The organism is Nostoc sp. DedSLP03, from assembly GCF_034530815.1.
Classification (GTDB): Bacteria; Cyanobacteriota; Cyanobacteriia; order Cyanobacteriales; family Nostocaceae; genus Nostoc.
In genome coordinates, this window is record NZ_JAVRCK010000112.1 from 1 (window position 1) to 23,303 (window position 23,303).

Consider the following 23,303-nt stretch of genomic DNA (forward strand, 5'->3'; position numbering starts at 1 on the left):
GAATTCGCAAAAGCAAGCGTTATGACTGCCTTTACTCCCAAACAGTAGGCTTGGGCATCACTGACACAGTTCGCCAACACGCTTTGAGGATCTGCAATCTCCAAAGTGAAGAACACAGCATTGAAGGAGAATTACGAAAACTGCTTGCTGATTCTCGGTTTGACCATTACCGCACAGTTTTTAAAAAGTTTGGATTTGGCGATCGCCTTTCATCGGTCATCCTTTCCCAGATATACCCCATCGAGGGATTCCTCAATGCAGATGGTAAGCCAGAGGTGAGGATACGCCAGGGGCGAAACTCCAAAAAGCCTACCAAACGCCACCTTTCACTGAGAAGATTTCAAAAAGCATTAGGCGCTGCTCCATCCCTTGAAGCTTCCGGCGATAGCCGTAAAAGCAAAGTGGTAGGCGGGTCAGACTTGTGTCGTAAATCCTTGTGGCAGTGGGTTTTTACTCGCATTGAGCCAAAGCGATCACGCTTGAAAAATGATATTGGCAAAACCTTGGGCGAGCAATTGGATACTGAAAAAGCAGCTGGCCGCCCGGTAAAACTTGTCAGAAATCGCGTTGCGGCTAAAGGGGCGCGGCTATTGTTTCGAGAACTGGTAAAAGTAAATATTGGGAGCCAAGTTGATGTTTGAATTTCGTGTGACTCGAAATGGCGCACTATACATTACTATTTTTCTTTTTCACTTAGAAAGCTTTCCTCTAAGAGATGATAAACGCTTATTTCGTCCCTATGGCTGGTTTTCTCTTGAGTGGGGTGATTTCACTTTTCTCGATCTTTATTAGTGTCCCCATTCCCCATTCCCCATAAATTACTAGAGTGAAAACAGACAGTATCTTCTATCGGATCTTTCAGAGTATTCCTACTACTTTTTTTGAACTGATTAACCAACCGCCCCAACTAGCTAGTGTTTACCAATTTTCTTCAGTCGAAGTCAAACAACTAGCGTTTAGAATCGATGGCGTTTTCCTCCCAAATGCAGCAGAACTACCCATTTATTTTGCCGAAGTGCAATTTCAACCAGATAAAAAGTTTTATTCACGTTTATTTACCGAAATCTTTAATTATCTTGACAAAACCGAATTAACCAATAATTGGCGTGGTGTTGTCATCTACCCCAACCGCAGTGTTGATACTGGAGATACCGAGAGATATACAGAACTACTCAACTCACAACGAGTAACTCGCGTCTATCTTGACGAATTAAGCTCAATTGAAGCATCATCAATCGGCATAGAGACAGTTAAACTCATCATCGAACCCGAATCAACTGCGACAACAAGAGCTATCGAAATAGTCAACATTGCTCGACAGCAAATTCCAGATGTCGCTACTATTAGGGAAATTATACAATTGATAGAGACGATATTAATCTACAAGTTGCCGCGATTGAGCCAGGAGGAGATTGGAAAAATGTTTGGATTAAATGAGTTAAAACAAACTAAATTTTACCAAGATGTTTTTGCAGAAGGTAAACAAGAAGGTAAACAAGAAGGTAAGTTAGAAACCATACCCCAGTTATTAGGGTTGGGTTTAAGTATTCAGCAGATAGCTCAAGCATTAGGTTTGGACGAAGAACTTGTTAGGCAAGCTGCACAACCGAAATCCTAAAACAGGAGGAGATCGGAAAAATGTTTGGATCGACTGAATTAAAGCAAACTAGATTTTACCAAGATGTTTTTGCAGAAGGTAAACAAGAAGGTAAGTTAGAAACGATACCCCAGTTATTAGCGCTGGGGTTGAGTATTGAGCAAATAGCTCAAGCGTTGGGTTTGGACGAACAAGTTGTTAGGCAAGCTGCACAAGCAAAATCCTAAAATAATAGAGTGCGCGAAGGTTTAACAGTGCTTTTAATAGAGACGATATTAATCTACAAGTTGCCGCGATTGAGCCAGGAGAAGATCGGAAAAATGTTTGAATTAAATGACTTGAGGCAAACTAGATTTTTCCAATATGTTTTTGAAGAAGGTAAAAAAGAAGGTAAGCGAGAAGTTTTTGAAGAAGCTAAACAAGAAGCTAAGTTAGAAGCCATACCGCACTTATTAGCGTTTGGTTTGAGTATTGAGCAGATAGCTCAAGCGTTAGATTTGGACAAAAAAGTTGTTAAGCAAGCTGCACAACCAACATCTTAAAACAACGAGATATAGCTGACGGGGTGCAAAGTCTTGTACCCCAATATTTTGCTTAATTTGACTTGATTATCACATTAAAATATGACTGGTTAAAATACCCATACTTTCGTACAAATTAACAACTAGCAGTAATTATTACAGAGTTTTAACAGCCATAAATTCAGTAGACGAGATTATTAAACGTCAGTAAGTAAAAAATAATAACTTTGTTTTTAGTGTTTTTATTTGTTAAATATGTTACGAGTATAACAAACATAATAATTTAAAATAATCTCGTCAAAGTTTTAGCTATTTTTAATGATTAATTCTTTTTTAATGAACGATAATTCAATCAAAAATATCTTAGTATTGAAAAATATATATTGATAAACAGGTGAGACTTTACAAGCATTATCACCTACATCATGCATGGGAAACAATAGAAAAACGCATAGCCGATGACTAACGTACTATGGCTACAGGGTGGTGCTTGTTCGGGTAACACCATGTCATTTCTCAACGCTGAAGAACCGACAGTTTGCGATTTAATTGCCGACTTTGGTATCAATATACTTTGGCATCCTTCCTTGGGGCTGGAACTAGGCAACGATTTGCAAACACTGCTACGAAATTGTATTTCTGGCACAATTCCTTTAGATATCTTGGTATTTGAAGGTAGCGTTGTTAATGCCCCCAACGGCACTGGTGAATGGAATCGGTTTGCCGATCGCGCCATGAAAGATTGGTTAGCAGACCTCGCTAAAGTTGCTAAATTTATCGTCGCCGTGGGAGACTGTGCCACATGGGGAGGAATTCCCGCCATGTCACCTAACCCCAGCGAATCAGAAGGTTTGCAATTTCTCAAACGTCAAGAAGGCGGCTTTTTAGGGAAAGATTTCGTCTCACAAGCCGGATTACCTGTAATCAATATACCTGGATGTCCCGCCCATCCCGACTGGATTACGCAGATATTAGTTGCGATCGCTACTGGACGCATAGCAGACATTGCTTTCGATGAACTAAATCGTCCTCAAACCTTCTTTAACACCTATACCCAAACAGGTTGTACTCGTAACGTCCACTTTGCCTACAAAGCCTCAACCGCCGAATTCGGTCAGCGTAAAGGCTGCTTATTTTATGACTTGGGTTGTCGCGGCCCCATGACCCATTCCTCCTGCAACCGCATCTTATGGAATCGCGTCTCCTCCAAAACCCGCGCCGGAATGCCTTGTTTGGGTTGCACCGAACCAGAATTTCCCTTCTTTGACCTCAAACCAGGAACCGTATTTAAAACCCAAACAGTAATGGGAGTTCCCAAAGAATTACCGCCAGGGGTGAACAAAAAAGAATACGCCTTACTGACAATGGTTGCAAAAGATGCAGCACCACCTTGGGCAGAAGAAGACTTTTTTACAGTTTAGTCATTAGTCATTAGTCCTTTGTTATTAGTCATTAGTCCTTTGTGATTTGACTAATGACTATAACCTTTCACACTTCTCTATACCTCTCAACGAGAAATCAAAGGTTTCGACTATTTTGCAGTGAGGCGAGTGAATAATTACCAATCACAAATGACAAATGACAAATGACAAAGGACAAATGACAAATGACAAATGACCAATGACAAAGGACAAATAACAAATGGGAATTCAATCATTAGATATATCGCCCGTTGGTAGAGTTGAAGGCGATTTAGATGTCCGAGTCGATATTGAACATGGCAGAGTAGTCAACGCTTGGACACACGCCGAACTTTTCCGAGGATTTGAAGTTATCCTCCGCGGTAAAGACCCCCAAGCTGGATTAATTGTTACACCTCGCATTTGCGGAATTTGTGGCGGTTCTCACTTAACTTGTGCATCTTGGGCATTAGATACAGCTTGGGAAACAGAAGTTCCCCGCAATGCAATTTTGGCGAGAAATCTCGGACAAATTGTCGAGACAATTCAAAGCATTCCCCGCTACTTTTATGGTTTGTTTGCCATTGATTTAACCAATAAAAAATACCGCAATAGTCGCTTTTATGAGGAAGCTACCAGACGTTTTGCTGCTTTCACAGGCACATCTTATGAATTAGGCATCACAATTTCTGCTAAACCCGTAGAAATTTATGCACTGTTGGGCGGACAATGGCCTCACAGCAGTTATATGGTTCCCGGTGGTGTGATGTGCGCCCCCACTCTTACAGATATTACCCGTGCTTGGGCGCTTCTCGAATATTTCCGCACCAATTGGTTAGAACCAGTGTGGTTAGGTTGTTCTTTAGAACGCTACGAACAAATCCAAACTTATGATGACTTCAGAGATTGGTTAGATGAAAACCGCAATCATCGAGATTCCGACTTAGGTTTCTATTGGCGGATGGGTTTAGATATCGGTTTAGATAGATATGGCGCTGGTGTTGGGAAATATGTGACTTGGGGATATTTAGCCCATGAAGATAAATACCAAAAGCCGACTATCGAAGGACGAAATGCGGCGATGATTATGAAAAGTGGAGTGTACGACAGCTTCACACACACTCACACCCTAATGGATCAGTCATTTACCCGCGAGAATACAACTCGCTCTTGGTACGATGAAGGGACAGCAGATATTCACCCTAGCGATCGCAATACTAAACCCACTGCCAATAATACCAAAGACTTCGATAACGCTTACTCTTGGGCGAGTGCAGTCCTGCACAAAGACTTCGGACGTTTGGAAGCTGGCCCCTTAGCGCGTCAGTTAGTAGCTGGTGGCAAACATGGCGAATCTTGGCAACACTACGACGGCTTTATCCTCGATGTCTTCAAACGGATGGGCGGCCCTAGTATTCATGTACGTCAATTGGCACGAGTTCACGAACTTGTCAAGTTATATCGTCAAGCCGAACACTGTTTGCGCGAATTCAAATTAAACGACCCTTGGTATATCAAACCCACAGAAAAAGATGGCAAGGGTTGGGGTGCAACGGAAGCGGCGCGGGGTTCTTTGTGTCACTGGGTAGAAGTAGAGGGCGGTAAAATTAAAAATTACCAAGTGATTGCCCCAGGTACTTGGAATATTGGGCCTCGTGACGGTGAAGGAATCCGCGGCCCCATTGAAGAAGCTTTAATTGGCACACCCATTTACGATTCTAGCGATCCGGTGGAAGTTGGTCATGTGGCGCGATCGTTTGATTCATGTTTGGTGTGTACAGTACACGCGCATGATGCGAAGACGGGTGAGGAGTTAGCACGTTTTCGGACTGCTTAGAGATGTTAATTACTAAGTAACAAGTGGCTAATTGTAATTCAATTAGCCACTTGATTTTATGAATGCAATTTATTTTGAAAACTCAATTTGAACTAAAAACTCTCCAACATTATCATCAAAGAATGCTTGAAAATATCGTCTAGATTTTATATTTTCTTATTCTTGAAGTCTTTTATTCACGGTTATTTATCCTGGCGAAGGATAGGCTTCATCAAGTATTTGCTGCGTAGGAACATAAGCATCTTTTGCATCTTTGTTAAGTACAAAATCATTAGCTTATCTAAAAATCTGTTATTAACACTTTTGCTCATACTCAATAACTCTCATAGACTAGATCGAATGCAAGCGTAGGCATAGCCCGTTGTAGACATCGCCTCACAGATTAAATTTCTTACTCAGATTTTGGTTTAATCTCAAATTCAAGTTTGGAACGGTAGAAACACACATCAAACTCTAGGAAAAAGTTTGTCTGTCCAAAAATTAAGGGTACATTTGCTTTTCTCACCCAAGCAAATACCAGTTGAACTGCCGCAAAATCACCGATCTCAACGTTTGCAAAGAATGGCATTGCTGGCAGATTGCTCAGGTTGCCTGCTAATTGAATAATCGCCCTGCTGTCATCCCAAACCCCACCTAACTCAATACCAATTTCATAGGGTAAGACATTTACAGTTGCACCACTGTCCACCAGTCCAAGAGCTTCAACCGTTCTATCACCTAGACGAAGACGCAGTGGAATCCGTGGCAAACTGTCAAACTCATTTTGAGAAGTATCAATAGTTGAGTATTTGAATCGCATCTGGTCATATTTGATCTGTCTGTTTCAATGCTTGCATAAGAACTTCACCTGCACCAAATGAATTGTAAGGTGTAGGCAAATCATAGGTTTTAAACGGTTCTAGAGGCGCAATATCTTCGTTAGTATCCAATTCTTCTGCCAAAATGCGGATTAGCTTAAGTTTTTCTGATACAGACAGTTTGCGGACAGCAGGAAGTAGCTCAGTAAGTGTCATATTTCGCGCTTCATTTATCCAACTAGGCTCACTTACAGCTTACTAGATTGGTCATCCAACTGAGCAGAAGCCCAGATCCTCGTCCTCTAGAAGCATTTCAATAACTTCACGTAAATTTTCCTGCAATTCATCCAAGGTTTCACCTTGAGAATGCGCTCCAGGGAAGCCAGGGACATAGCCGACATAGAACTTAGTATCAGAATCTCTTTCAGCGATCGCAGTAAAAGTTTTCATATCACAATCATCGACAACGCTCACTTACAGCTTACTAGATCGGTCATTTACCTGAGCGATTGTCCAAAAGATAAATTTGGGGAAAATGAGGGAAAAATAACTATGCCCAATGCCCTATTCCCAATGCCTCATATTCAAAACTCGTAGCGTAACACACTAAAACTTATAGAAATAGTGGGTTAGGCTTGCGTTAATGCATTTGCATAAAACAGCAATTTACACGGTAAGCTTGTGTCTGATTTAGCGCTACATAATTATCTCCCTCGCGTTCCCGATGCAGCATTGCAAGAATACATAGAATGGTGTGTTTTAGAGCAAGCTCAAGCTGCAGAATGTAACTTTACTCCTGATAGAAGTAAGTTAGATAATTTGCCACCACAAGAGTACGTTCCTAAACTTGTCGATCAGTTCATGAAAGTTAAACCAGACCCAATTAAAGCTGGTTTGGTAGCTGCGATCGCTGGTAAAGAAGCTGACAAACATAATTTATCTGGTTTAGCGATCGCAGCAGATTTTGTATCTCTTTATGTCAAGTATTTAATTCCTAAAGAGGGAAGTACTAAAGAACAGGCTGAAGAGATATTAACTAAAGTATCACAAGATCAGTATGACAAACTGACTGAAATTGCCAAGAAACATGGTGTAGCTTTATAGTTTCCTGCTGATAAGTTCTTTTTCAGAGGCTTTGTCTGTATTATTAGTCAAAGTCTCTGTTTAATACCGATTGCCTTAGCGACATTACCCTGTAATAATTCTAGATATATTGCTGAAGAAAGTAAAAATTATAACATTTTTGTTAAGATGTTAAAGTTAACGTTATTCATCAAAGATAGTTATGGACTGGAAAACCTACGAAGAAACTGTAAAGAGCATATATGAAGTTTTAGGTAAAAAACAGGAAGTTAAGATTGTATGCTATGGAAATTCCTGTAAATGTACTGGTAAATCTGGAGTCAGTCATCAGGTAGATGTCATAACTTCTCATGATGGAGGTATTCATACATATAAAACAGCGATTGAATGTAAATATTGGAATGAAAAAATTGATAAAGATAAAGTCATGAAGCTCATCGAGATTCGTGATGATTGTAACTTTGATAAAGCTATTATTGTATCCAAACTAGGTTTCACTGAAGATGGAGCTAAGTATGCTGAATATCACAATATTGGTCTAGTAGAGCTTAGAGAACCATTAGATCAAGATTTAAAAAACAGATTAACAAGGATAAATATAAATATTCAAATGCTTGCACCAGAAATATTATTTTTTAATAATATTTGTGATGAAGAAGTAAAACTAGAAGTCAGAATAGATGATAGTTATTACTTAATGCCAGATAATTCTCAAAAAAGAATTAGAGATATACTAAATTAATTTTTTAAAGAATTAGAGCAAGCACAAAAGTTTGATCAACCTGTATTTAAAGAAATTTTATTTCCTAATCCTACATATTTAAAGGTTAACAATACACAGTTAGAATTTAAGGTTAAGTCTTTAGAATTCCAAGGCATTATAAAAACACATACAGAAGTAGTAAAAATACAAGAAAACTATATATGGTTAATTATGAAATCTATTTTTGAAAAGAAAATGTTTCTTATATATCCTGATGGGACAATGCGTGAAGTTTTATATGAGTAACATTGCCTAAGCTTTGACTGAATTTGCAACTGCTTAAACAATTAAATCTCATTCCATGCTAACTATTATCGGTTGCGGCAATCTCAATCGCAATGACGACGCTGTAGGCGTAATCATTGCCCAGCGCTTACAAAAATATCTAGCTGAAAACCCTCATCCTCATGTGCGAGTATATGACTGTGGCACCGCAGGGATGGAAGTAATGTTTCAAGCTAGAGGTAGTAAACAATTAGTAATTATTGATGCAAGTTCAACTGGTTCTGAACCTGGTGCTGTGTTTAAAGTTCCAGGAAAAGAACTGGAAGCAATGCCCGAACCTAGTTATAACTTGCACGATTTTCGTTGGGATAATGCTTTAGCCGCCGGACGGAAAATCTTTCAAAATGACTTTCCCGAAGAGGTGACAGTTTATTTAATTGAAGCGGCAAATCTTGATTTGGGGCTAGAGTTAAGTCCTGTTGTCAAAGATTCTGCTGATTTAGTTTTTGAAGAGGTAGCTGCACTTATCAGCCAGAATATTAACTAATCCAAAATCCAAAACTTGTACTGAGCGACTTGCCTTGAGCGAAGTCGAAAGGAGTCGAAGTATCTAAAATCCAAAATCGAATCACGCCCAATCCCGATAAACAGAAAGTTCATCTACCCTCATTTCAAAAGGTACGCCTTGGCTTTCTGGCGGACAAACACGAATTTTAGCACTGCTGACGATTCCATATAGCAATGTCCCCATTGGCACAATTTTTTGTAAAACACGCCAATTAGTAACTCGATCGGGACATTCAATTACCAATGTTAAAGCATTGGCATGAGTTGTGACATACCATCGACAATTAGATAGTAGATTTTGAATCGTGCGATCGCACGCTTCATAAAAGTATCTGCTAATAGAATACTCTAGTTGTTGCCGCAGTATAATATCTGCCGATGTCGGTTGTATAGGATGTGAATCATCACCATTTAAGTAATGCATTTTTCTAGCCATCTCTTTTTCGGTTCCTGCTTATATTCCAATCACCATTCCATAAAGTACATCTTTATTTGTTTCTAATAATTCTTGGGTTTCGTCATCATAATAAGCACCAATTCCACTACACTGAATTCCCAAATAATTACTAGTTAAATAAAGCCTTTGTCCGAGAAAACCAGCTATTTGCATAGCAGTTTGATAATTTAAATAATCTGACACAAAAAATAAAGTTACAGCGCTATCTCTAGCAATAGCCTGATTAATACATAAGTAACCTGTATTTTCACTAAAATTACCTGTTTTAACCAGATGTGTACCTCTATATAACCCAGGTGTCATTCCTTCTACTCGATGCACCACTGAGTAAATTTCTATTTCCTCATAGTTTTCTGTCGGTATTGACTGTTGAAGTTGTTGCACTACATATAAATAATCTTCTTGAGAAATAGCCTCTTTCCGGAAACGTCTAATAGAACGTCTATGCCAAACAGCTTGGTAAAATTTATCCCGATCGAAATCAAATTGAGGATACTCTAATTTTTGCTGACGACTCTTTTCTAGAGTTGTTGCTTGATAGGCATCTTCAATAAATTGATTGGACTCAAAATAATCAGTACCAGAGACAAAAGGAACTTTCAGCCTTAAGCGTCTGATTTTCTTGTCTTGTAATTCTCCTGACACCGCACAAGCAGTGATAAACTCTTTATTCTCAAATCCCAAATCCGAATTAAGAGTGAGTTTATCAAAGTCAAAAACTAGTTGTATATCTCGGTTGTAGAGAAAAGCTGAAGCGGCAACTGCACCTAAATGGTGTCCGCTATCTAAGAAGCAATATCTTATGCTCCTGTTTTGATATTTCCAGCTAGACCTATAATAAACACAACTAATTAAAAAGATGAATCCGTTGATACATTTACCAGGTATAATATAATTCTCTAATCCATCATCAATTAATTCATAGATGAGAGTTAGACAATTATTCTCAACTTCTAGATGGTATATACCATTTACTATCCCCTCAACGCCGCGAACCTGTACGTAAACTTCCGTAGGATACAGAGCGCCTGCTGATGGATTTACTCGCAGTTTTAATGGGCCATCTTTATATACTTTTTCTAGTGTTATCGCACTGGTTAATGAGATAAAAGCATGAACAGGATTATTGAGATTTAATTTCACTCTTCGATAAAACTTAGGATAAACTTTAAATGAAGATGGCTGTGTTGAAGCATCTACATAATTTGGGTTAAGTTGTACCGATAAGTAAGAATGCTTGGTAGCGTCATGATAGGCTTTGCCCGATATCTGACTTGATGACATTTTTAAGTATCCTTAAGACTTCTACATTGCTAGCAAAATCTATTGCTTTATAATCATCTAAGTTTTTTAAATATAAATTAGGCTCGTGTTGTAAAAGTAACTTGACAACTTCTGTCTTTCCGGCTGATGCTGCGTACATTAAAACAGTTGCACCGTTATCATTTTGGTTGTTAATGTCAATGTTGTGAGCCAACAGTAAATTAATCAAATCGTAGTGATTACCAAAACAAGCAAACCACAAAGCATTGTTGCAATCGCTATTTCGAGCATTGATATCTGCACCAGCATCAACTAGTTCTTTGACGACTGTATAAACTCCTTCTCTTGTCGCTTTCATCAAAGCTGTATCGCCATTTTCACCCAACTGATTTAAATCATTAAGATTGTAGCCTTTTGCTATTAACCATTGAGTTGTTACTTCACTCAAACTTTGACTGTTGGTTCGATTCATAATTATTCCTAATTTAACTTTTTTACTAATATAAATTTGCTTCACAAATAGAATGGTGAGCAATGCTCACCATTTTTGCCAAAATGCTATTTAAATCCTTTTAACTTACATATATACTATCAATTTTATAAGTTTAAATTATGAATCATTTCTAAAGAACAGCGAACATTCTTCTTAAAAAAGCTGGAAAAATAATAGAAAAGCAGTAATTTTTACAGTTTTATTTTATAATATAGATTAATAGCAGATATAGGTGAATTTAGATCCCCGACTTCTTCAAGAAATCGGGGATCTGCACTTGAATAGTAAGTGCGTATATTTTTAAATTTACTGGCAATGATAAGAATATAAAATCTTGTCTACATCTTCGATGGTAAGATTTTGTTTGTCAGCTAAAGTTTTCAGCATATTGGTAATATCTTTAAGCTGGGATAAATTAAAAGAAAGTCCTAATTCATTAGCTCGGTGATTAACCGCTTGTTTTCCAGCCAATTTATGATTGATTAAAATTGAGCGCGTTACACCAAAACTTCGGGGATTAATAGCTTCATAAGTCTCAGAATTATTAAGCATAGCTTTGGTATGAATACCAGCTTTATGACTAAAAGCACTCTCACCAAAAACACAGTGGTTAAAAGGAATAGAAATTCCAACTTTTCTCGCAACTAATTCATGCAAGTAACCAAGTCGATCTAAGCGATATTTCGACTTAATCTGTTCTGGATTTGTGGCATATAACCTAGCGATGAATCCAGCTAGTGAGGTAATACCATTGCGCTCACCAATTCCCAGAACACAAGTGTCAATATGAGTTGCTCCCGCTTCCAGTGCTGTATAACTGTTAGCATTTGCACATTCTGTATCATTATGACCGTGAAACTCAATATCTAAATTGGTGAACTGGCGTAAAGTCTTCACTAATTCAAATATTTGCATTGGGCTACTAATTCCTACCGTATCGGCAATTCCTATGCGTTTGACAATTCCTAATTTTTCAATTGCCAAATAAATTGTGATTAAATCTTCTATAGAAGTACGTGACGAATCCTCAGCCGAAAACCGTAACTCAATATCAGGAGACTGTTGATGGATAAAAGTTAAAACTTCAGATGCTAAATCAATAATTTGATTAATATTTTTTCCATGACTGAACTGACGCATCAAAGAAGAACTACCAATAGTTAAATTAATCCCAGCGATCCCTGTTTCTAAAGCGATTTTAGCATCTTCTAAGTGACAGCGAATGTGAGTTAATATTTTGGATGGCAAGCCTAACTGAGCCAATCTTTCACAGTCTTGTCTAGATTGAGGTGAAGCGATTGGTGATGTTAACTCTATATATTCCACTCCAAATGCAGCAAGGGCTTCAGCAATTTCGACTTTATCATCTGAAGAAAAATTGGCTTTGACAAATTGTTCGCCTTCACGGAGAGTACTTTCTACAATTGCAAATTCAGATAGTGACATTGAGCAATCCCTATACTAATTCTTACTAAGGATATTCACTTATTAGTTTTTATATTAACAGATTTGCATAATAGAGAAATAATTGCTTTGGCTGATTCTTGGGGACTGGCTATAGTATCAATTATAAGAGAGCGATCGCTCGTATCCATCGCCTCTAAAATCTGTTTCGTCAAAACCGAATCATAGTTCTGACTTTCTTCGACAAATATTTTTAGTTTGTCCCGCAATTCTACACCTATGACAACTTGTTTCCTGACAAGTTCTAAGATTTGTTGTTCTTCTTTAGGAGTAAAATAAGCAGAAGCTTCTGGTACGCCCAAACTCGCAAAATTGCTCAGTACTTCTGGAATAATTTGTATGCGATCGTCTAACTCTTGATTAGCAATTCGATCGAAAGAATCATGACGTTTTATAAGCCTTTCTAAACGTACAGTATTTGGTGCAGTCAACATGACAAATTTAGCATTTTTTAAAGCCTTAGCTGCATAGCGAATTTCATTTTCACCACGTAAACTATCGAAAACTAACATAGAGTTTACTTGTTGTGGATTAATATGTAGCGAAGCTAAAATGTGACCCATTCCACCGGGAAAGTTTTCTCGATAAAGGCGAGTATAAGTTAAACGTTTAATCCGACAATCGGGTTGCATGAGTTTCTCTTGCATTTTTAACATTGGCGCAATTATTACGCGTTCGGTTAAAACACGACGATTAGGTAAAAGTGTAAAATCCAAGCCTTCATTAGCCAAAGCTTTTGCGATCGTGCTTTTTCCTACCCCAGTCATACCTACTATGATTAGTAAAGGGAAACTTGTTATTGGCAACCAGTCTTTAGGAACAGGAAATCCTACACCTACACCTAAACTTAAGTGTTCAAAAAATAGATTTTGCCTTGTTGTATTAACTCGATTCTGCACAATATGAGCCTCTTTTTAAACTAGTTATTATAAAGATGCAATCATACTAATACCTCAGTATTTACACATAACCAAGTAGCTATCTTAAGTTGATGATAATATACATCAATAGTTACTTTTTTTAAATTTTTTATCTTACTTTTTAGAACAAATGACTGCCCCACCTATTTGCGTAATGCTTGTCAAACAAATGAGTTTATTTAAATATTATTAAGATATTTTAAAAAAAGCTATTTTTAAAATCAAAACTTGCTAACTTACTAAAGTATAAATAGTTCAAATTAGTGGATTAAAAACATGGAAATTAGCGCTCGTAATTCTCTGAAGGGTACTGTAAAAAAAGTTGTACATGGTTCAGTTAATACTGAGATAACTTTAGAACTAGCGCCCGGAGTAGAGCTAGTGTCAATTATCACAAAATCGTCAGCAGAAAAGCTATCACTTGCAGAAGGTAAGCAAGCTTATGCTGTGATTAAATCATCAGATGTGATCGTTGCTGTTGATTAAAAAATAGAGTTGGCTTCCTTTATGAGCCACTCTATATTTTCATATAAATTGCATTTATTTATATAATTAGAGTGCAATAATGTATTCAAGCGTAATTGCAGCAATCATATTAGATTTTTAAAATTGAAAATTATAGATACTCGACTTATTTAAAAAGTTGGGTATTTTATTTTTCATAACAGAAAGTTACAATTCCTCGCTCTCCTATTTTCAATAATTTTAAGGAACAGTCAATAACACTAAAGCGGGTAAACATTTTAATTATGAATTGTGAAAGGAAGAAGGAAGTATACTTTCATCCTTCATCCTTCATTTTTTATTTGGTTGCTGCCTTTCGCAACCAAAGTAATAATTTAGACCAGATATGCTTCTTGATGTGTTTTAATTGTGCAATTAGAACGAGGATAAGTTACACACAGTAGAGCGTATCCCTTAGAAACCTGATCGTCATCTAAAAAGTTTTGATCGTCTTGATTAACTTCACCTTCGACAACTTTACCAACACAGCTAGAGCAAGAGCCTGCATGACATGAAAAGGGCAACTCAATACCATTTTCTTCTGCTGCTTCTAAGATGGTGGTTTCTTCGTCAACTTCAATTGTGGTGTCGATGTCTTCTTTTTTGTTGATTAATCTAACTTGGTAGGAAGCCATTTTCAGATTCTCCTCAAACGTTATACAATTGGTCTAATTTCCGAATTTTTTGAGCAACCTATCCTACTTTTTGCTTCCCTTCTTCTGACAGAGATGCTAAGTTTAGTTAGCTTTTTCATAGAGATAAGGAATGCAAAGCGAACTAGAAGCTACCTCAAGAGCATTGAAACTCTGCGGAGTGCGTTTATGAGAAGTCTCTACAATTGACTTAGCACTAACGAAATGATGTTAGCTGCAAGGTACACCAGTAGGCGTACAGTCACCTGCTTTAAAAGACTTTCCACAACCGCAGGTATCAGTTGCATTAGGGTTGATGAATTTAAAACCGCTTTCCATCACTCCCTCAACAAAGTCAACGATAACTCCGTCTAATAAGGGCGCACTTTTAGCATCAACGTAAACCAGTACCTTGCCTTGCTGACTTACTAAATCATCTGGTTGGGGCTTGCTGGTGATATCGATCGCATATTCATAGCCACTGCAACCACCATCTTTTACAGAGATGCGGACACCTTTAGTTGCGCCATCAGCGTCGGGTGCAGAACCTTTAAGGAATGCCCGCAGATGAAATTCTGCTTTTTCTGATAAAATAACGGCCATCAGTTCTCCTGATTTGTAGCGATTAGTTGTTCTGATTGCAGATGTGGGTTGTCAGTTGTCTTTTGTCCTTTGTCATTTGTCAGTTGTCCTTTGTTATTGACCAATGACCAATGACTAATGACTAATGACTATTGACTGTGGGTTCCATCGAATTGGATTGCGCGTGTCTCCAAGGCGCACTATTACCGCATACTGGACAAGAGCGATCGCGGTGAGAACGGCGTTTAGCAAATTCCATTCGATTTAAATCGATTGTCAGCAATTGCGACAATAGAGGCTGACTAAACCCGGTGATCAGCTTGATAGCTTCCAAAGCTGTTAAACAAGCTAGTGTCCCAGAAACAGCGCCTAAAACTGAAAAGCCGCGCTGATCCCAATCAGGCTTTTCTGGAAACAGACAAGATAAACAAGGAGTCACACCAGGAATAATCGTTGTCAGGTAAGCCTCCATCCCATTCATGGCGGCTTCTACCATTGGCTTACGCGATCGCACACAGGCTTCATTTAACAAATTGCGCTCTGTAAAATTGTGGGCGCAATCAAGAGCCATATCGGCAGATTGCACTAACGAATCTACATTTTCCGGGGTGATGTAATCATGAACAGCTTCCACTTGGACATCAGGATTAATCGCATCCAGAGTTTCTTTAGCTTTGAATACCCTTGGCTTACCTACCCAATCATCAGTCATGAGAACTTGACGATTCATATCATCTAGCCGCAAGTCACCACCCCGGACTAAGATTAGCCGCCCAACGCCCGCTACTGCTAAGTAAAGCGCCGCCGTACCGCCTAATCCCCCCACACCCGTAACCAAAACTGTCGCTGACTTCAGGCGTTTCTGTGCTGTTTCGCCAAAATTCGGAAGCATCATTTGGCGACGATAGCGTTCTAATTCGGTAGGCGTTAGGTTAACCAATTTATACCTCCTAATCAGAAGTGATTTCTGTCAGTGTGACTACATTTTTCGGCTTGTCGTTAAACACTTTGAACAGCTTTTGTTCGTAAGCTGTCGATTCGATAAATACCTGATAAGCTTTTTGCAAAGCCAAAGAATATTGATTTAGTTTCTCTTCTTGACTCAAGTCAGGAGAATTCTCATCAATTTCGTGCATATATTGAGAAAACTTTTTCAGAATATGTAGACGATTTACATTCACAACTTCTAAATCGTAAGACATATTAAAGAATTGAAAAAATTCTTCTGCATCTACGAGCTTCTTGAATTCATCAATAGTTCCAGTCACGTCGCTTCGCTCCGAATTCAAAAGTCAAAAGTCAAAAGTCAAAATTAACAATCCCCATGATTTTAGGGCTTGTATCTTTTTCCTCTTAGGTCATTTAGCATTTTCCAATTGTTTTAGATGTTGCTTAAGTTCATCTAACTGGCGATAGATTTCATAAGTTGCGGCGGCAACATCCATAAGTTGGTTGTAATCTGTTGGCAGACCTTCAGCTAAATCATGCAGATCCATTTTCATTTGACCTGCTTTGCTGTTAAGCCGTCTGATTTGTCCTTGTAGTTCCTCAATTGTCATTTGTCATTTGTCCTTTGTCCTTTGTCTTTTGTCATTAGTCATTTATCTTTTACCAATGACCAATGACCAATGACTAATGACTACTTAAACTTTGCCAACTTCAGGAAAGCGCTTCGCCAAATCAAGACCTTTTTTGACGTAGTTTTCTCCCTCTTCTGCTAATTTCTCTAGCGAGTCAAAGCCAAAGCGATGAGCATCTCGCAGGGTTTTCACAGTTAGCAAAAGACGACCAGAAAAAACTAGCGCCCAGCCAAATCCTTCATGGCTCAAATCAACTACAACCTGGGATATCAAACCCGTTTCTTGTTCAATCCCAGCCGCTACAGCTCGAAAAAATGCCATAATCCGGGCTTGAGTTACCGCATCAACTTCGCCCTCAACGGAGATTTCCCGTTTCTTTTGTTTGGTGACAATAAAAGGTTTGAGAATCAACTCATTCGACCAAGTACGATAAACTCCATAACTGTCTTGACCACGGATTTGTTTGATTAATACCTTCAGGAAAGGTGAGTTCAAGACTTCAGTTGTAGCGGTTCCGTTCACACTATTATTTGCGGTCATACTGTTGCTTCGTCTTCGATTTCATCAGCAAAGTTTGTGGTTTTTGGCTGTAAAGCTTTACGCAACCAAGGTGGAGGATTACCTTTGAGGGTTTTCACTAGCTTATTTAGCACTTCACTAATTTCTTCTTCTTCCGATCGCGCCTTCACTGGGGTGACACCTTTCTTGATTAACCGAGCGGCGGCGCTACCACCAATTGCTGTTACGTAAATAATCGTACAGTCACCTATTGCTTCAAGTTTTGGGGTGATTTTGTCTTCATTCCCATCTTCCTTGAGTTCGCCTTCAAAGGTGAGGGTTTCTACGAAGTGATATCCCTCATCGGTAATTTCGTAAACATCAATCATTTTTGCCCATCCGAAGTGAGCATTAATATGAACTCGGTCGCTCGTCGTAAAGGCTATTTTCATTGTAATTCTCCTCTCTAAAGTTTTGAATTTTGAATTGGGAAGAAGGAATTCAGGAGTCAGGATTCAGAATTCAGGAATAAGAACTAAATCTGCATATTTAGTGTTTTTCCCTACGAAAACGTTCAGGGCAAACAATCAGTGACAGGTTTTACTTTTTCTGAAAAGCATTCTGAATTCTGGATTCTGACTTCTGAATTCTTGAAGAAGAATTCAAAACTCAGCGCTCACAGTTCCGAACTCTTGAAACTGTTTAACTCTCGCTTCTTCTGCCTCTAAAAACAGGTTGCCGATGCCAAATAAAAGTTCCATTGTGCCTCGATAGCCAACTTTGGTAAATTGACCATTACCTAAGCGATCATAAATGGGCAATCCTAAACGATAAAGAGGAATCGAAAGGCGTTTTGCGATCGCACCCACATTCGAGTTACCAATCAGCAAATCAGAACCGCCTGCTAAACTTTCAAAGTCTTCTAAGTCGCCGATGGTAATGCTTTTAACCGGGAGTTTTTCTAACAGAGGCGATCGCGTGGTTGTCACCGCCGCATGAATTTGTGCTCCCATCGATTGCAGGAAATGCACGGTTGACCACAACAAATCTGGTTCCAGTGCGAGGGAAACTCGTTTTGCACCGAAGTAAAAGTGAGTGTCCAACATTGCATCTTGCAACTGACGGCGTTGGCGGCGGTATTTTTCGGGTACGCTGTTACCGCTCAGAATCGCCAATGCTTGGATAAACTCATCTACTGGTTCTAATCCAGTCAGTTCGCCAAACACCTCGTAAGGTGTGCCAAAGCGTTCTTCCAGAATCTTGGCAGCCCCCCGCATACTTTCGCCTAATGCCAGGGTAAAGGCAGAACTACCCACTTCTCGTAGCTGTTTTAAGGTAGTCCCACTGACTGTAACCGCACTATAATTATCCTCTAAATGTCCATCTAGAGAAGCGCCAAGGTCAGGTACAAAGATCGGCACTAATCCAAAGGATGTGACTATCTCTTTGATTTCCTGTACATCCCCTGGTGTGAAGGCAGAACCCGCCAAAATCGTGACTTGTTCAGTTCTGAGTCCACCCGCGCGAGGGATTTCCTTAACTATGCTTTCCACAGCGACAGCAAAGCCATCTTGCAACGCACCTTTAAAATCTGGGGTAGGTGCAAAAACGATCGCTAAATCATTCAATTCAGGATGGCGATCGCGGATTTCTTTAAGAAATCCCTCAATGTCATCGCCTCTAGTTTCAGTCAACCCAGTACTACATAAACCAATAATTTCTGGGTTAGCTTTTTCCACCAGAGTGAGAATTGCTTGCTCGACATTCTCTTCACCACCCAAAATGGTAGTGACTTCCGTCATCGCCGTCGTAGCGAGGGGAATCGCTTCCCGGAAATGCCGCACCAGGACAACTTTGGCGAAAGCAGTACAACCTTGAGAACCGTGGAATAAGGGCATCGTCCCTTTCAATCCCAAAAAGGCTAATGTTGCGCCCAAAGCTTGACTTTGCTTGAGAGGATTAACTGTCAGTGCTTTGTTAGAAGCGGTAACGATCGCCATTAAACTTCCTCCTCTTCTTCCCAAGGAGCGGGTTTGCGTATTTGTTCCCAAATCGGGCTATACAGAGCTTCGTACAGTTCCCGCGCCATCTCAATCATTCCCACATAACCTGCATAAGGATGGTGGCGTTCTTGGTTGATATCAAGGAAAGGAATTCGAGCTTTCAAAGCGGTGTATTGGTTACGTCCACCAGCAATCAGCATATCTGCTTTGGTGTCTTTAACCAGTTGTAGCAATTCCTTAGCGTTGCCCTTCTCCAGCATGATGCCATCGTTGCCAATCAACTTCTTGATTTTGGCTTTATCTTCTTCAGTACTTTTCCGAGTACTGGTAGCAACAACTTCAATGCCTAAATCTCTAGCAGCCGAAATAATCGACCAACTCTTAACACCACCAGTATATAAAACAACCCGCTTACCTTTGAGTCGAGCGCGATAAGGAGCCAATGCCAAATCTAAAGCAGCCGTTTCTTCTGCAATGAGCTTTTCTGTCCGCTCCTGTAGATCGGGATCGCCTAATTTAGCAGCGATATTTCGCAGACAGCGATTCATATCATCGATGCCGTAGAAAGACTCTTCAATGTAAGGGATGTTGTAACGCTCCTCCATCTTTCTCGCCATATTCAGCAGCGCTCGCGAGCAGATCATGACGTTGAGCTTGGCGCGGTGGGCGTAGCGAATTTCATTGTAGCGAGCATCGCCCGTAATCTTAGACAAAATACGGATGCCTAATTTTTCTAACAGTGGTGTTACTCCCCACATTTCACCGGCGATGTTATATTCACCGATTAAGTTAATATCATAGGGCGTTGTATGTTCCGGTTCTGCTGTGCCGACAACATATTCTAATAAAGATTCACCGCCAAAACGGTTGCCCAGATTTTTACTGCCAATGAATCCTGGAGCAATGACAGGAACAACAGGAATACCAATTTTCTCAGCCGCCGCTTTGCAGACAGCATCCATATCATCGCCAATTAAGGCTGTAACGCAAGTGGCATAGACGAATACTGCTGCTGGCTGGTAGCGCTCGTGAAGTTCCAGAATCGCTTTGTAGAGTTTCTTTTCGCCACCGAAGATGACATCATTTTCACCCAAGTCAGTGGTAAAGCCCATTTTGTAGAGTTGCGGGCCAGACGACAGACTACCACGACTACCCCAGGAATTACCAGCACAGGCGATCGGCCCGTGGACTAGATGCGCTGCATCTGCGATCGGCACTAGAGCAATCATTGCACCATCAAAGGCACAGCCCCCTTGAGCCGCGCCAGGTTGTGCCTGTTGAGCGCATGATTTATTTTTCTTTTCGGATTGTTTGTGCTGATTATGCTCGCATCCTGTCTCAGTCAGCAGCTCGTTGATTTTGCCTTGGGTGCTTTTCATCTCTCTTCTCTTAATTGTTAATTGTCCTTTGTCATTTGTCATTTGAATAAATAACAACTAACAACTAATGACTAATGACCAATGACCAATGACCAATGACCAATAACCAATGACCAATGACTAACAAATGTATTTTGTGACATCCTCTCCACAGACATCGGTCAGGTAAGATAGAGCACGGAAACGCAATCCTACGAATTCGTCATATAAAGGATTGAGTTTACATAGTGGTGGGATATCAATACACTTTCCAAATAATTTAATTTGTCGCTCAAAGGGACAACAACAAGGAATTGTTTGGCAAATTAGATGAGCGAAGCGATTATTTTTAACCTGAATTCCATCCACTACACCACGCAACGGATTCAGAAGATTGTGGAACCACCCTCTTTTTTTCTGATTAGGTGGATGGTAATTAGGATGAGGATGAGTGTGAGTGTGTTCGTGAGTGCGATTGATGGTTTCCATTTATAAATCCCTTGGGTAAATGCTATAGACTTCTTGGCATTTGTCGGGGAAAAGGGGAAGGGTTAAAGGGTAAAGGTATGGAATTTTCCCAAACCCAGTAACCTTTAACCTTTCTCCAACCGGAAAGCAAAAGCTACTTTTGCAAGATGTCTTATCAAGAAAAAGGGAAGTTGGGGATTGGGGATTGGTGATTGGGAATTGGGTATTGGGCATTGGGCGTTTTCCCAGTCCCCAGTCCCCAGTCCCCAGTCCCTAGTCCCTAATCCCCTTCTTTACCCTTTAATTAACACGTTGTGTTTCTACGCAATTTCTAACGAATCAAGTCGTAGGAAATATCTGTCTTAGAAGGAATGTTGGTGTTGCGATCGATTTCTTCAAACAGGGTGTTTACAGTCCAGTTGAGGAGGTTGATCACGCCTTGATAACCAATGGTGGCGTAACGGTGTAAGTGGTGGCGATCCATGATGGGGTAGCCGATTCTCACGAGGGGAATCTTGGTGTCGCGCCACAGGTACTTACCGTAGGTGTTACCAACTAAGAAGTCTACTGGTTCTGTGAACAACAATGAACGCATGTGCCACAAGTCCTTACCAGGCCAAACAGTTGCATGTTGACCGAAGGGGCTAGAAGCAAGCAGTGCTTTCATTTCTGCTTCAAATACTTCGTTGCTGTTGTGAACCAAGATATGCACAGGTTCAGCACCCATTTCTAGCATAAAGCCAACTACGCTGTATACTAAATCTGGTTCGCCGTAGATAGCGAAGCGCTTGCCGTGAATCCATGAGTGGGAGTCAGTCATGGCATCAACTGCTTGACCACGTTCAATTTCCAATTGTTCGGGAATGGGGATACCGCTCAATTCGCTGAGTTTCATCAAGAACTCATCAGTACCCTTAATGCCCCAAGGACGGGAAACTGAGGTTGGTTGCTTCCATTCTTTTTCGATGTACTCGCGGGTTTTGGGGGTAGAGTGTGCTTGCAGAGCGATCGTAGCTTTCGCATTGATTGAATCTGCTGCATCTTCTAACTTTGTACCACCTGGGTACATATCGAACTCACCTGTGTTAGGTGAATCCAGGTAGTCGCTGTTGTCAGCTAGAATTGTGTAGTCAAAGCCGAACAAGGAAGCAATCCGCTTGATTTCGCGGTTGTTACCTACGTAGGTGTCAAAACCTGGGATAAAGTTGATTTTACCATTGCTGGTTTCTTTCTTATGACCTGCGGTCAAGTTAGAAAGAATTCCCTTCATCATATTGTCGTAACCAGTAATGTGGGAACCGACAAAGCTAGGGGTGTGAGCGTAAGGTACTGGGAAATCTTGAGGAACTGAACCAGCACTCTTAGCGTTGTTGATGAAGGCTTGTAAGTCATCACCAATTACTTCTGCCATACAGGTGGTGCAGACAGCGATCATCTTGGGCTTGTAGAGTTGGTAAGAGTTCGCCAAGCCGTCAATCATGTTTTGCAGACCACCAAACACGGCTGCATCTTCAGTCATTGAAGAAGATACACCAGAGAATGGCTCTTTGTAGTGACGGGTTAAGTGGGTGCGGAAGTAAGCAACGCAACCTTGAGAACCTTGAACGAAAGGTAGAGTACCTTCAAAACCAACAGCAGCAAAGATTGCTCCTAATGGTTGACAACCTTTAGCAGGGTTAACAGTTAAAGCTTCACGAGCGAAGTTCTTTTCACGATAATCCCAACCTTTTGTCCACTCTGCAACCCGTTGTACTTCTTCGGCTTCGTGACCGTTTTCAAACTGCTTTTTGTTTTCAAATAGCTGTTGGTACTCAGGCTGGTGGAATAACTCGACGTGATCTTGAATTTTTTCTGGATTCTGAGGCATTTCTGGATCTCCAAGCTTACTGAATTCTTTACTAATCGAGGTGGAAGTGGGAGAGAGGCGATTAATCGCGTCTCTACAAGGGAGTGAGAATGTGATTCAAAATTCAAAATGCAAAAATCAAAAGAAATTTTAATTTTTCAATTTTGAATTTTGGATTCCCAACTCCCCCCTGGGGTTTTAAGCCCCAGGTTATCCTTACTTATCGCTCTCTCCCATTTCCCTAGACGGCAGCCTTAGCCTTAGCTTCAGCCTTCTTAGCCTGAGCTTTTTCATTCCAAGGAGCGCCAATTAATGACCAGGTTGGGCTGTTGAGTGCCAAGTCCATATCACGAGCGAAGATGGCGAAGCCGTCATAACCGTGATAAGGGCCGGAGTAATCCCAAGAGTGCATTTGACGGAAAGGAAGACCCATCTTTTGGAAGAC

29 protein-coding genes and 2 pseudogenes are annotated in these 23,303 nt (G+C 40.1%); 11 read left to right on the forward strand and 20 right to left on the reverse strand.

Going from position 1 to position 23,303, the window contains the following annotated elements; all coding sequences use genetic code 11:
• The 7 genes and pseudogenes from RM368_RS33460 to RM368_RS33490 all read left to right on the forward strand — a co-directional run.
• Window positions 1-641 (forward strand): annotated as a pseudogene (locus RM368_RS33460) (IS110 family transposase); the annotation flags it as partial.
• Entirely contained in the window at window positions 634-792 is a 159-nt protein-coding gene (locus RM368_RS33465) for a hypothetical protein (RefSeq protein ID WP_322698045.1), read from the forward strand. The pseudogene RM368_RS33460 and the gene RM368_RS33465, both read left to right, overlap by 8 nt.
• A 34-nt stretch (window positions 793-826) precedes the next feature.
• Window positions 827-1,618 carry an Rpn family recombination-promoting nuclease/putative transposase gene (locus RM368_RS33470; protein ID WP_322698046.1) on the forward strand — a complete coding sequence of 264 codons (792 nt, stop codon included), beginning with the start codon at window positions 827-829 and terminating at the stop codon, window positions 1,616-1,618.
• 20 nt (window positions 1,619-1,638) lie between these two features.
• On the forward strand, window positions 1,639-1,824 hold the full coding sequence (locus tag RM368_RS33475; protein WP_322698047.1) for a hypothetical protein: 186 nt from the start codon (window positions 1,639-1,641) through the stop codon (window positions 1,822-1,824).
• A gap of 93 nt (window positions 1,825-1,917) precedes the next feature.
• Complete coding sequence (locus RM368_RS33480; protein ID WP_322698048.1) at window positions 1,918-2,139, forward strand: hypothetical protein; 222 nt, start codon at window positions 1,918-1,920, stop codon at window positions 2,137-2,139.
• Between the two features lie 437 nt (window positions 2,140-2,576).
• On the forward strand, window positions 2,577-3,539 hold the full coding sequence (locus RM368_RS33485; protein ID WP_322698049.1) for a hydrogenase small subunit: 963 nt from the start codon (window positions 2,577-2,579) through the stop codon (window positions 3,537-3,539).
• A 220-nt stretch (window positions 3,540-3,759) separates the two neighbouring features.
• Window positions 3,760-5,355, forward strand: coding sequence for a nickel-dependent hydrogenase large subunit (locus RM368_RS33490; protein ID WP_322698050.1), 1,596 nt, complete (start codon window positions 3,760-3,762; stop codon window positions 5,353-5,355).
• 391 nt (window positions 5,356-5,746) lie between these two features.
• Here RM368_RS33490 and RM368_RS33495 read toward each other — a convergent pair whose 3' ends face one another.
• Genes RM368_RS33495 through RM368_RS33505 form a run of 3 tightly spaced genes read right to left on the reverse strand, consistent with a single transcriptional unit; the run spans window position 5,747 to window position 6,602 of the window.
• Window positions 5,747-6,154: a hypothetical protein gene (locus RM368_RS33495; RefSeq protein ID WP_322698051.1), complete on the reverse strand. Its 408-nt coding sequence runs from the start codon at window positions 6,152-6,154 to the stop codon at window positions 5,747-5,749.
• A 4-nt stretch (window positions 6,155-6,158) separates the two neighbouring features.
• Window positions 6,159-6,368, reverse strand: coding sequence for a hypothetical protein (locus RM368_RS33500; protein WP_322698052.1), 210 nt, complete (start codon window positions 6,366-6,368; stop codon window positions 6,159-6,161).
• A gap of 51 nt (window positions 6,369-6,419) precedes the next feature.
• Window positions 6,420-6,602, reverse strand: coding sequence for a type II toxin-antitoxin system HicB family antitoxin (locus tag RM368_RS33505; RefSeq protein WP_322698053.1), 183 nt, complete (start codon window positions 6,600-6,602; stop codon window positions 6,420-6,422).
• Between the two features lie 231 nt (window positions 6,603-6,833).
• Between RM368_RS33505 and RM368_RS33510 the strand changes: the two genes are divergently transcribed.
• The 3 genes from RM368_RS33510 to RM368_RS33520 all read left to right on the forward strand — a co-directional run bounded on the left by RM368_RS33510 (window position 6,834) and on the right by RM368_RS33520 (window position 8,770).
• On the forward strand, window positions 6,834-7,256 hold the full coding sequence (locus RM368_RS33510) for a hypothetical protein (protein WP_322698054.1): 423 nt from the start codon (window positions 6,834-6,836) through the stop codon (window positions 7,254-7,256).
• Window positions 7,257-7,437: 181 nt separating this feature from the next.
• Window positions 7,438-7,977, forward strand: a complete 540-nt coding sequence (locus RM368_RS33515; RefSeq protein ID WP_322698055.1) for a restriction endonuclease — start codon at window positions 7,438-7,440, stop codon at window positions 7,975-7,977.
• 322 nt (window positions 7,978-8,299) lie between these two features.
• The gene (locus tag RM368_RS33520; RefSeq protein WP_322698056.1) at window positions 8,300-8,770 is read left to right on the forward strand and encodes a hydrogenase maturation protease; all 471 of its coding nucleotides are present in this window, start codon (window positions 8,300-8,302) and stop codon (window positions 8,768-8,770) included.
• An 81-nt stretch (window positions 8,771-8,851) separates the two neighbouring features.
• Here RM368_RS33520 and RM368_RS33525 read toward each other — a convergent pair whose 3' ends face one another.
• The 5 genes from RM368_RS33525 to RM368_RS33545 form a co-directional block, all read right to left on the reverse strand.
• A complete protein-coding gene (locus tag RM368_RS33525) occupies window positions 8,852-9,226 on the reverse strand; it encodes a hypothetical protein (protein WP_322698057.1) in 375 nt (124 codons plus the stop codon).
• An 18-nt stretch (window positions 9,227-9,244) separates the two neighbouring features.
• A complete protein-coding gene (locus tag RM368_RS33530; RefSeq protein ID WP_322698058.1) occupies window positions 9,245-10,531 on the reverse strand; it encodes a nitroreductase family protein in 1,287 nt (428 codons plus the stop codon).
• The gene (locus tag RM368_RS33535; RefSeq protein ID WP_322698059.1) at window positions 10,494-10,982 is read right to left on the reverse strand and encodes an ankyrin repeat domain-containing protein; all 489 of its coding nucleotides are present in this window, start codon (window positions 10,980-10,982) and stop codon (window positions 10,494-10,496) included. The genes RM368_RS33530 and RM368_RS33535 overlap by 38 nt, the downstream gene beginning before the upstream one ends.
• 327 nt (window positions 10,983-11,309) lie before the next feature.
• Window positions 11,310-12,449, reverse strand: a complete 1,140-nt coding sequence (locus RM368_RS33540) for a homocitrate synthase (RefSeq protein WP_322698060.1) — start codon at window positions 12,447-12,449, stop codon at window positions 11,310-11,312.
• A gap of 35 nt (window positions 12,450-12,484) precedes the next feature.
• Window positions 12,485-13,366, reverse strand: coding sequence for an AAA family ATPase (locus tag RM368_RS33545; RefSeq protein WP_322698061.1), 882 nt, complete (start codon window positions 13,364-13,366; stop codon window positions 12,485-12,487).
• Window positions 13,367-13,663: 297 nt separating this feature from the next.
• Between RM368_RS33545 and RM368_RS33550 the strand changes: the two genes are divergently transcribed.
• On the forward strand, window positions 13,664-13,873 hold the full coding sequence (locus RM368_RS33550; protein WP_322667910.1) for a molybdopterin-binding protein: 210 nt from the start codon (window positions 13,664-13,666) through the stop codon (window positions 13,871-13,873).
• 353 nt (window positions 13,874-14,226) lie between these two features.
• Here RM368_RS33550 and RM368_RS33555 read toward each other — a convergent pair whose 3' ends face one another.
• The 12 genes and pseudogenes from RM368_RS33555 to RM368_RS33610 form a co-directional block, all read right to left on the reverse strand.
• A complete protein-coding gene (locus tag RM368_RS33555) occupies window positions 14,227-14,526 on the reverse strand; it encodes a 2Fe-2S iron-sulfur cluster-binding protein (RefSeq protein WP_069069799.1) in 300 nt (99 codons plus the stop codon).
• Window positions 14,527-14,754: 228 nt separating this feature from the next.
• A complete protein-coding gene (locus tag RM368_RS33560) occupies window positions 14,755-15,126 on the reverse strand; it encodes an iron-sulfur cluster assembly accessory protein (protein ID WP_322681497.1) in 372 nt (123 codons plus the stop codon).
• A gap of 121 nt (window positions 15,127-15,247) precedes the next feature.
• The gene (locus RM368_RS33565) at window positions 15,248-16,045 is read right to left on the reverse strand and encodes a HesA/MoeB/ThiF family protein (RefSeq protein ID WP_322681420.1); all 798 of its coding nucleotides are present in this window, start codon (window positions 16,043-16,045) and stop codon (window positions 15,248-15,250) included.
• 10 nt (window positions 16,046-16,055) lie between these two features.
• Window positions 16,056-16,373 carry a nitrogenase-stabilizing/protective protein NifW gene (gene nifW, locus RM368_RS33570; protein ID WP_094339965.1) on the reverse strand — a complete coding sequence of 106 codons (318 nt, stop codon included), beginning with the start codon at window positions 16,371-16,373 and terminating at the stop codon, window positions 16,056-16,058.
• Window positions 16,374-16,463: 90 nt separating this feature from the next.
• Window positions 16,464-16,664, reverse strand: a complete 201-nt coding sequence (locus RM368_RS33575; protein ID WP_100900533.1) for a CCE_0567 family metalloprotein — start codon at window positions 16,662-16,664, stop codon at window positions 16,464-16,466.
• Window positions 16,665-16,748: 84 nt separating this feature from the next.
• Window positions 16,749-17,225, reverse strand: a complete 477-nt coding sequence (locus tag RM368_RS33580) for a NifX-associated nitrogen fixation protein (RefSeq protein ID WP_322698062.1) — start codon at window positions 17,223-17,225, stop codon at window positions 16,749-16,751.
• Window positions 17,222-17,635 (reverse strand): nitrogen fixation protein NifX, encoded by a 414-nt coding sequence (nifX, locus tag RM368_RS33585; RefSeq protein ID WP_109012236.1) that lies wholly within the window; start codon window positions 17,633-17,635, stop codon window positions 17,222-17,224. The genes RM368_RS33580 and nifX overlap by 4 nt, the downstream gene beginning before the upstream one ends.
• 210 nt (window positions 17,636-17,845) lie before the next feature.
• On the reverse strand, window positions 17,846-19,183 hold the full coding sequence (gene nifN / locus RM368_RS33590; protein ID WP_322698063.1) for a nitrogenase iron-molybdenum cofactor biosynthesis protein NifN: 1,338 nt from the start codon (window positions 19,181-19,183) through the stop codon (window positions 17,846-17,848).
• On the reverse strand, window positions 19,183-20,565 hold the full coding sequence (nifE, locus tag RM368_RS33595; RefSeq protein WP_322698064.1) for a nitrogenase iron-molybdenum cofactor biosynthesis protein NifE: 1,383 nt from the start codon (window positions 20,563-20,565) through the stop codon (window positions 19,183-19,185). Before nifE ends, nifN begins: the two co-directional genes overlap by 1 nt.
• Window positions 20,566-20,685: 120 nt before the next feature.
• A complete protein-coding gene (locus tag RM368_RS33600; RefSeq protein WP_322642577.1) occupies window positions 20,686-21,033 on the reverse strand; it encodes a Mo-dependent nitrogenase C-terminal domain-containing protein in 348 nt (115 codons plus the stop codon).
• Window positions 21,034-21,343: 310 nt separating this feature from the next.
• Window positions 21,344-22,879 carry a nitrogenase molybdenum-iron protein subunit beta gene (gene nifK, locus RM368_RS33605; protein WP_322698065.1) on the reverse strand — a complete coding sequence of 512 codons (1,536 nt, stop codon included), beginning with the start codon at window positions 22,877-22,879 and terminating at the stop codon, window positions 21,344-21,346.
• A 220-nt stretch (window positions 22,880-23,099) separates the two neighbouring features.
• A pseudogene (locus tag RM368_RS33610) lies at window positions 23,100-23,303 on the reverse strand (nitrogenase molybdenum-iron protein alpha chain); the annotation flags it as partial.